The organism is Photorhabdus sp. RM322S (genome assembly GCF_042879395.1).
GTDB classification, from domain to species: domain Bacteria; phylum Pseudomonadota; class Gammaproteobacteria; order Enterobacterales; family Enterobacteriaceae; genus Photorhabdus; species Photorhabdus khanii.
This window is the reverse complement of sequence record NZ_JBHFKW010000009.1, coordinates 116,037-124,623: the sequence shown is the minus strand read 5'-3', so window position 1 is coordinate 124,623 and position 8,587 is coordinate 116,037. Positions and strand designations below refer to the sequence as shown.

Sequence of the window (8,587 nt, the reverse complement as noted above, 5' to 3'; positions counted from 1 at the left end):
AACGTCGCGAAAAGCGGCGGTCCGAAGGGCGAATGGCAGAAGGGCCATTCGTAAACTGCCCTGATTGGCATTGGAATTTTATGTTGTGGTAACGACATAAAGGACAAGAAATTCGGTGGTGCGGTAGTTCAGTTGGTTAGAATACCGGCCTGTCACGCCGGGGGTCGCGGGTTCGAGCCCCGTCCGCACCGCCACTTAATTTCTAGAGAAACCCTGAGAGAAATCTCAGGGTTTTTTCTGTTTAATAAATATTAAAATCAATAATTCCCTCATTATATTTGATAGAATCAGATGGTTTTAATATTACGTTCTGCATTGAAGAGGTTTTTCACGTGATAAAGAAAACCTATGCAATAAGATATGTCGCAGGGCAACCTGTTGAACGTGTCTTTCCGATGTCAACTCATCAGCTTGGACGGTCATTACCTGTAGGTATCCCTTTGATTACTGATACAAATGAGCTTAGGGTTGTTGTATGGAATATTTATAAACAGCAGCGCCCTTCATGGAGAAAGGTTTTGAAGGAGCTTACTAATGAAAGCCAGTTAATTTTATTGCAAGAAGCGCAGACAACTCCTGATTTAGTTGAATTTGCTACTTCAAATTATCTGACAGCTGATCAAGTTCCTGCATTTTTATTGCCTCAACATCCCTCTGGTGTAATGACGCTAGCAACTTCTCATCCTATCTATTGTTGCCCATTGAGAGAGAAAGAGCCTCTTTTACGCTTATCTAAATCAGCTCTCATCACTGTTTATTCTTTACAGGATAATCGCCAGCTGATGGTTATTAATGTACATGCGATAAATTTCAGTTTTGGTGTTGATGTGTATAGCCGTCAGTTGAATAATATTGGTGCTCATGTTCGTTTACATAATGGCCCAGTAATTATGGCTGGTGACTTTAATGCATGGAGTAAGCAACGATTAAATGCTCTTAAGCGTTTTACCGGACATTTACATCTTAAAGAAGTATCTTTTGCTGATGATTGTCGAACAATTGTATTTGGAAGACCTTTAGATTTTATTTTTTATCGAGAGTTAAATGTAGCTAATGCTATTGTTATGCCTACGGATGCTTCTGATCATAATCCTCTTATTGCAAATTTTTATTAATATTTTAAAAATATGTTTATCTATTTTTTATGAAAGATCATTATTTGATTTTTCATTTAACTTATTGAAAGTAAATATAATTAATTTTTTGTTATGTGTAAATGGATTTATATTTCAAAAATAAAAAATCACTCTTATTAAAGTAATATATATCATCATTCCAATTTTGAAAATTTAATAATATAAATAGATTAAAATTATTTAATTTATACTGCTTAACAAAATGATATTAAAATATTAGTTATATCATACTCAAACAGATGAAAATAAATGCCAGATTATTCTGGCATTTATAAGGATGAATTATTTAATTTGGCGGGTTTGGGAAGTGTTTTTCTTTATGCCTAAGAAATAGGTAATTGACAATAAGGCTACCCATGCAATTCCCACAATTAATGCAATACGGGTTTTCTCAAAATAGCCCAGTAATATAATAACAAATACCATAAAGATAATTGTTAATATTGGTGCTATTGGCCACATAGGAACAGGGAATTTTAATGTTTTAACTTCTTCTTTACTCATTTTGCGGCGCATAGCTACCTGAGAAAGCAGGATCATCAGCCATACCCACACAGTGGCAAATGTTGCGATAGAAGCAATGATAACGAAAATTTCATTCGGAAGCAGATAGTTAAGAACAACGCCAATCAGCAGGACGGCTGACATAACTACCACCGTCATCCACGGTACACCATTACGGCTCAGTTTGGTGAATAATTTAGGCGCCTGTCCTTCTTGGGCCATACCATACATCATGCGGCCAGCACCAAAAATATCGCTGTTAATCGCAGAAACTGCGGCAGTAATAACCACAATGTTAAGAATATTAGCCGCAGAATTGATACCTAAACTGGAAAAAATCTGTACGAATGGGCTCCCTTCTTGACCAATTTGATTCCACGGATAGATACACATCAGAATAAACAGGGTCAAGACGTAGAACAGCAAAATACGGAAAGGAACAGCATTGATTGCTTTTGGAATAGTTTTTTCAGGATTTTTAGCTTCGCTGGCAGTGATACCAATGACTTCAATACCACCAAAAGCAAACATCACAATGGCAAGTGAAGCTATTACACCACTAATGCCATTAGGCATAAAACCGCCATATTCCCATAAACTGGAAATTCCGGTTACATGGTCTGTTTCCTGACCGAATCCATATACCATGATAGCCATGCCGCCGATAATCATAGCGATAATTGCGGTAACTTTTACAATAGACAGCCAGAATTCCATTTCACCAAAAATCTTCACATGGCAAAGATTAATTGCGCCAATGAAGCAGACAATACTCAGCACCCAAATCCACTGTTCTACATGAGGGAACCAGAGTTTCATATAAAAGCCGAATGCAGTAACGTCAGCCAGGCAGACAATCAGCATTTCGAATATATAATTCCATCCGGTTAGAAATCCGGCCAAAGGGCCAAGGTAATGGCTGGCATAGTGAGAAAAAGAACCGGCTACTGGGTGGTGAACAGCCATTTCACCTAATGCACGCATCACCATAAATACGGCGGCCCCGCCGATTAAATAGGCGAGTAATACGGCTGGGCCAGCTTGCTGGATAGCAGCTGCGGAGCCATAGAACAGCCCTGTTCCTATTGCGGAGCCTAATGCCATAAAGCGGATGTGCCGCCCGGTTAGACCCCGTTTCAGCTGAGTTTCATTATTCTGCATTATTTATTCCTGTCACTTTCTCAGTGCTAGATATATTTTAAGCACACAATGCCCCGATGAGCTTCATATTAGCCGAGCGAAGCAAACCCTGTACCTTACCATAAAGATTGATGTCCGCGGGATAGATATCTGTAATAATGCATTCCTATCTAATGAAACCAGAGATTTTTATGTTTTACCCGATTAACGAAATATTCCAGACATTGCAGGGAGAAGGTTTTTTTACGGGAGTCCCGGCAATTTTTATTCGTCTTCAAGGGTGTCCGATCGGTTGTAGTTGGTGTGATACTAAACACACCTGGGAAAAAGAAGCCGAAAAGCAGCGGGTGCTAGAGACAATCTTACTGAAGCCGAGTGAAAGCGATGAATGGGGTGAAGCATCACCTAAGCAAATTGCAGCACTGTTTGTTCAACAGGGATATACCGCGCGTCATGTTGTTATTACTGGTGGTGAGCCTTGCCTTTATGATCTGACTCCTCTGACTGAAGAGTTAGAAAGCCTTGGTTATCAATGCCAGATAGAAACCAGTGGTACGTATCATGTTAAATGTTCTTCTGCCACTTGGGTGACAGTTTCGCCAAAAGTTAAAATGCGCGGTGGTTATCAGGTATTGCAGCAAGCTTTGCAAAGAGCTAATGAAATAAAACATCCCGTTGCACGTGAAAGAGACATTGAAGCACTGGATGAGTTATTAGCAACATTGGGTGACAACTCATCGCGTATTATTGCATTGCAACCTATTAGCCAGAAAGAAGACGCTACCCGTTTATGTATTGAAACTTGTATTGCGCGCAATTGGCGGCTTTCTATGCAAACACATAAGTATTTGAATATTGCTTGAGAGAAAATTACTGCACTGGAGGTTTCCTGGTGCAGTAATTTGTTTCACTTTCCGCGGAAAATACATCCTGCGTTACAGGTTTCTTTCACCATAACGGCACTGAGTTGTGGAATTGAGGGTTTAACTTTAGCCCAAATCCAGGCTGCCAGTACTTCGCTGGTTGGGTTTTCCAGTCCAAGGATATCATTCAGGTAGTGGTGATCTAGCTGTTCCCAAATGGGTTTAAATACAGTTTTTAGATCAGCAAAGTCCATAATCCAACCACTATGAGGATCGACCTCCCCGGTAATTTCCAGCCGAACCATAAATGAGTGCCCATGCAGGCGTCCGCATTTATGGCCTTCTGGAACATGTGGCAGGTGGTGGGCGGCTTCAAACTGAAAATCTTTAAAAATCGTTGTGCTCATAGTGGTTCTCCCTGACTTCAAAAAACCCGTCATTCTACCTGATCTGCTGAATTAAACCCGGTTTTTTCCTTTTTTTGCCATTGCCCTTATTAACTGTTTTATAGATATATTAAATCTGTAAATATGGTTAGGCGTTTTGGTTATTTGATATTGCGATAGTTTCTTTAAATAGTGGCAAGTCGCTGAGATAACCTTACTAACTACCCCTATTTATTTTCTTGACTAAAGATAACAGACATTGGTAATTGTAAAGGGCAGCACAGGATAATGAGCATAAAACCACCTTCAATTTCATTTCTGCCGGTTTCGCCTGAACAGCTAGCGCGTTTGCAATCGGCAATTGGGGATTTTTCACCGAATCAGTTAGCTTGGCTGTCTGGTTATTTTTGGGGAATGACGAATCAACAGCCAAAGGTTCAGTCTGTGGCTCCAGCGATTCCGGCACAGGAGACGATTACATTAATTTCAGCGTCACAAACAGGTAATGCTCGCCGTTTAGCTGAACAACTTCGTGATGATCTGTTGGCAGAAAAACTCAATGTCAATTTGTTCAATGCCGGTGATTATAAATTCAAGCAAATTGCTCAAGAGAAAATGCTCATCATTGTCGCTTCTACTCAAGGTGAAGGAGAACCAGCCGAAGAAGCGATTGCATTATATAAATATCTCTATTCTAAAAAGGCACCGAAGCTGAGTGATACTGAGTTTGCTGTTTTTGGTCTGGGTGATACTTCTTATGAGAAATTCTGTCAGGCAGGAAAAGATTTTGATAATCGTCTGAATGAATTGGGGGCTAAACGGCTGCTGGATCGTGTCGATAGTGATGTGGAATATCAGGAGGCGGCGGCTCAGTGGCGTAAGCGATTAACTGAAATCCTGAAACAGCGTATTCCTGCGCAGACAAATACGGCGATGACTTCTGTACAGAGCGAATCGGTACATGACGTTTTTTCAACTCCGTATACTAAGCAGGCACCATTGACAGCGGCCTTAGCAACCCGTCAGAAAATAACGGGTCGTGGTTCTGATAAAGATGTTCGCCATATTGAAATTGATCTGGGAGATTCAGGTCTGCGTTATCAACCGGGTGATGCTTTGGGTGTCTGGTTTAAAAATGATCCGGCTTTGGTGGATGAATTGTTGAATCTACTCTGGTTGGCAGGAACCGAGCAGGTTGAAGTTAATGGTCAGACATTACCATTAAGGGAAGCACTGATCAGCCATGTTGAGCTAACCCAAAACACCAGCTTGATTGTAGAAAAATATGCTGTGCTGGCAAAAAATGAAAAATTACTGTCTCTGATTGCCGATAAACAGGCATTACAGCAATACGCTCACAATAAACCTATTGCCGATATGGTCAGAGAGGCTGCTTCTCAGCCAGAAGCTCAGCAGGTTATTGATTTATTGCGGCCTTTAACGCCAAGGCTTTATTCAATTTCTTCCTCTCAGGCTGAAGTAGAAAATGAAGTTCATATTACCGTCGGTGTTGTTCGTTATGAAATTGATGGCCGGGCCCGCACCGGTGGCGCATCCGGCTATTTGGCAGATCGCTTACAGGAAGAGGGTGAAATTCGTATTTTTATCGAGCATAACGACAATTTTCGTCTGCCTGTTGATCCGCAAACACCTGTCATCATGATTGGGCCGGGAACTGGAATTGCGCCATTCCGGGCATTTATGCAGCAAAGAGATGCAGATGGTGCTGAGGGGAAAAATTGGCTGTTCTTTGGTAATCCACATTTTACGGAAGATTTTCTCTATCAAGTGGAGTGGCAGCGTTATGTCAAAGATGGCCTGTTGACTCGTATTGATCTGGCGTGGTCCCGTGATCAGCAGCATAAAGTTTATGTTCAGGACAAATTGCGTGAGCAGGGCGAAGAAGTGTGGCGTTGGATAAAGGAAGGGGCACATCTGTATGTATGTGGTGATGCAAACCGCATGGCGAAAGATGTGGAACATGCGTTGCTGGATATTATTTCTGAGTATGGTGGCATGGATACCGAACAGGCAGATGAATTCTTAAGTGAACTGCGCCTTGAGCGCCGTTATCAGAGGGATGTGTACTAATGAGTGATAAACAACATGGTCCTTTGATTGTCGAAGGTAAACTGGCTGATAGTGAGCGTATGAAGCAGGCGAGTAACTTCCTGCGAGGTACAATTAGTGAAGATTTAACCAATGGCTTAACGGGCGGTTTTGCAGGGGATAATTTCCTGCTGATTCGTTTTCATGGCATGTATCAGCAGGATGATCGTGATATCCGTGCTGAACGGGCAGAGCAAAAACTGGAGCCACGCCATGCGATGATGTTGCGCTGTCGTCTGCCGGGTGGCGTGATTACGCCACAGCAATGGTTGGGTATTGATAAGTTTGCTGAAGAGAACACTCTGTATGGCAGCATCCGGTTGACTAACCGTCAGACATTTCAATTTCATGGTATTTTGAAAGGGGATGTAAAACCTGCACATCAATTACTGAATCAGGTTGGTCTGGATTCGCTTGCGACAGCGAATGACGTTAACCGAAATGTGCTTTGTACTTCGAATCCTATTCAATCAGAGCTGCATCAGCAAGCCTACGAATGGGCAAAGAAAATTTCAGAACATTTGCTGCCACGCACCCGAGCTTATGCTGAACTCTGGCTGGATAAAGAAAAAGTCGCAACTACTGATGAAGAGCCGATTCTTGGTGCTACTTATTTGCCTCGTAAATTTAAAACCACGGTTGTTATCCCTCCCCAGAATGATGTTGATCTACATGCTAACGATCTGAACTTCGTTGCCATTTCAGAAGGTGGCAGACTGATTGGTTTTAACGTGCTGGTGGGTGGTGGTTTGGCGATGACTCACGGCGATAAAAATACCTATCCACGAATGGCGAGTGAATTTGGTTATATTCCGCTTGAGCATACATTGGCGATTGCTGAATCTGTGGTGACCACTCAGCGTGACTGGGGTAACCGGACCGAGCGTAAAAACGCTAAAACCAAGTATACGTTGGAGCGGGTTGGTGTTGACATCTTTAAAGAGGAAGTGGAAAAACGTGCGGGCGTGAAATTTGAAGCAATCCGGCCTTATGAATTTACTGGCCGTGGTGATCAAATTGGCTGGCTAAAAGGAATCGATGATAAATGGCATTTGACGCTGTTTATTGAGAATGGTCGCCTTTTGGACTATCCGGGCAGGCCACTGAAAAGTGGCGTTGCCGAAATTGCAAAAATCCACAAAGGGGATTTTCGCCTGACAGCCAACCAAAACTTAGTTATTGCTGGTATTCCTGAAAGTGAAAAACAGCGAATTGAAACTATCGCCCGAGAACATGGGCTGATTGATGATAAAACCACCGTTCAGCGTGAAAACTCAATGGCTTGTGTCTCTTTCCCAACCTGCCCGTTAGCAATGGCTGAAGCGGAACGTTTCTTACCGAAGTTTGTCACTCACGTTGAACAACTGATGAATAAACATGGTATTGGTGATGAACATATTGTCTTGCGGGTGACGGGTTGTCCGAATGGCTGTGGCAGAGCTATGTTGGCGGAAGTGGGGTTGGTAGGTAAAGCGCTTGATCGCTATAACCTCCATCTTGGTGGTAACCGGATCGGCACTCGTATTCCACGAATGTATAAAGAAAATATCAGTTCTGAAGCGATCTTATCCATCATGGATGAACTTATCGGGCGCTGGGCGATAGGGAGGCAACTAAATGAAGGCTTTGGCGATTTCCTGATCCGTACCGATATTATCAAACCGGTACTGGATGCGGCCCGCGATTTTTACGATTGGCAGGAGGCGGTATGAGCCAACTCAGCTTATCACAATTGGTTGGAATGGAGACAGAACAGCAGGAGGCATCACTGGTTGAAATTAATCAGCGACTTGAAATTATGGATGCTCATCAGCGGGTAAATTGGGCATTGGAGAATTTGCCGGGGGAGTTTGTTCTTTCTTCCAGTTTTGGCATTCAGGCGGCGGTATGTCTTCATTTAGTGACACAGGAATACCCGGATATTCCTGTCATTCTTACTGATACCGGCTATTTGTTCCCTGAAACTTATCAATTTATAGATAAATTAACAACGCAACTGAAACTGAATCTGCAAGTATTCAGTGCTGAACATTCTCCAGCCTGGCAAGAAGCTCGTTATGGAAAATTGTGGGAACAAGGTGTAGAGGGAATCGAACGCTACAATCAAATTAATAAAGTCGAACCAATGAATCGGGCTTTGAAAAATCTGAGAGCACAAAGTTGGTTTGCTGGTTTACGCCGCCAGCAATCTGAAAGCCGATCAAAATTACCGGTTTTGTCTGTACAGCGTGGCGTATTTAAGATCTTGCCGATTATCGATTGGGATAACAGACGTGTTCATCAATATCTTACAAAGCATGGTCTGGAATACCATCCATTATGGGAACAGGGCTATCTCTCTGTTGGTGATACCCATACAACTCAAAAATGGGAACCGGGCATGAGTGAAGAACAAACCCGCTTCTTTGGCTTAAAGCGAGAATGTGGATTACATGAAAATTAAAAAACC

Annotated in this window: 7 protein-coding genes and 1 tRNA gene; 6 read left to right on the top strand and 2 right to left on the bottom strand. The window is 42.3% G+C overall.

Annotation, left to right across the window (positions count from 1 at the left end; all coding sequences use genetic code 11):
• Window positions 1-117: 117 nt before the first annotated feature.
• Both ACGF63_RS07970 and ACGF63_RS07965 read left to right on the top strand, forming a co-directional pair.
• A tRNA-Asp gene (locus ACGF63_RS07970) sits at window positions 118-194 on the top strand.
• A 138-nt stretch (window positions 195-332) separates the two neighbouring features.
• Complete coding sequence (locus tag ACGF63_RS07965) at window positions 333-1,115, top strand: endonuclease/exonuclease/phosphatase family protein (RefSeq protein ID WP_051477460.1); 783 nt, start codon at window positions 333-335, stop codon at window positions 1,113-1,115.
• 303 nt (window positions 1,116-1,418) lie between these two features.
• On the opposite strand, the gene ACGF63_RS07960 is transcribed toward ACGF63_RS07965, so the two are convergent.
• The gene (locus tag ACGF63_RS07960) at window positions 1,419-2,801 is read right to left on the bottom strand and encodes an amino acid permease (RefSeq protein WP_036849622.1); all 1,383 of its coding nucleotides are present in this window, start codon (window positions 2,799-2,801) and stop codon (window positions 1,419-1,421) included.
• 170 nt (window positions 2,802-2,971) lie between these two features.
• On the opposite strand from ACGF63_RS07960, the gene queE reads away from it, so the two are divergent.
• Complete coding sequence (queE, locus tag ACGF63_RS07955; protein WP_166290797.1) at window positions 2,972-3,643, top strand: 7-carboxy-7-deazaguanine synthase QueE; 672 nt, start codon at window positions 2,972-2,974, stop codon at window positions 3,641-3,643.
• Window positions 3,644-3,687: 44 nt separating this feature from the next.
• On the opposite strand, the gene queD is transcribed toward queE, so the two are convergent.
• Window positions 3,688-4,050 carry a 6-carboxytetrahydropterin synthase QueD gene (gene queD, locus ACGF63_RS07950; RefSeq protein ID WP_387629957.1) on the bottom strand — a complete coding sequence of 121 codons (363 nt, stop codon included), beginning with the start codon at window positions 4,048-4,050 and terminating at the stop codon, window positions 3,688-3,690.
• Between the two features lie 267 nt (window positions 4,051-4,317).
• Here queD and cysJ point away from each other — a divergent pair, with 267 nt between their 5' ends.
• From cysJ to ACGF63_RS07935, 3 genes are read left to right on the top strand one after another with little or no spacing between them, the layout of a single operon-like run.
• On the top strand, window positions 4,318-6,120 hold the full coding sequence (gene cysJ / locus ACGF63_RS07945; protein WP_387629955.1) for an NADPH-dependent assimilatory sulfite reductase flavoprotein subunit: 1,803 nt from the start codon (window positions 4,318-4,320) through the stop codon (window positions 6,118-6,120).
• On the top strand, window positions 6,120-7,850 hold the full coding sequence (gene cysI, locus ACGF63_RS07940; RefSeq protein ID WP_387629952.1) for an assimilatory sulfite reductase (NADPH) hemoprotein subunit: 1,731 nt from the start codon (window positions 6,120-6,122) through the stop codon (window positions 7,848-7,850). Before cysJ ends, cysI begins: the two co-directional genes overlap by 1 nt.
• Window positions 7,847-8,581 (top strand): phosphoadenylyl-sulfate reductase, encoded by a 735-nt coding sequence (locus ACGF63_RS07935; RefSeq protein ID WP_387629949.1) that lies wholly within the window; start codon window positions 7,847-7,849, stop codon window positions 8,579-8,581. Before cysI ends, ACGF63_RS07935 begins: the two co-directional genes overlap by 4 nt.
• Window positions 8,582-8,587: the final 6 nt, after the last annotated feature.

Bases quoted from the DNA above. Each gene is read 5' to 3' on its own strand.
- ACGF63_RS07935 (WP_387629949.1), top strand. From the start codon at position 7,847: ATGAGCCAACTCAGCTTATCACAATTGGTTGGAATGGAGACAGAACAG.
- queE (WP_166290797.1), top strand. From the start codon at position 2,972: ATGTTTTACCCGATTAACGAAATATTCCAGACATTGCAGGGAGAAGGT.
- cysJ (WP_387629955.1), top strand. From the start codon at position 4,318: ATGAGCATAAAACCACCTTCAATTTCATTTCTGCCGGTTTCGCCTGAA.
- cysI (WP_387629952.1), top strand. From the start codon at position 6,120: ATGAGTGATAAACAACATGGTCCTTTGATTGTCGAAGGTAAACTGGCT.
- queD (WP_387629957.1), bottom strand. From the start codon at position 4,050: ATGAGCACAACGATTTTTAAAGATTTTCAGTTTGAAGCCGCCCACCAC.
- ACGF63_RS07960 (WP_036849622.1), bottom strand. From the start codon at position 2,801: ATGCAGAATAATGAAACTCAGCTGAAACGGGGTCTAACCGGGCGGCAC.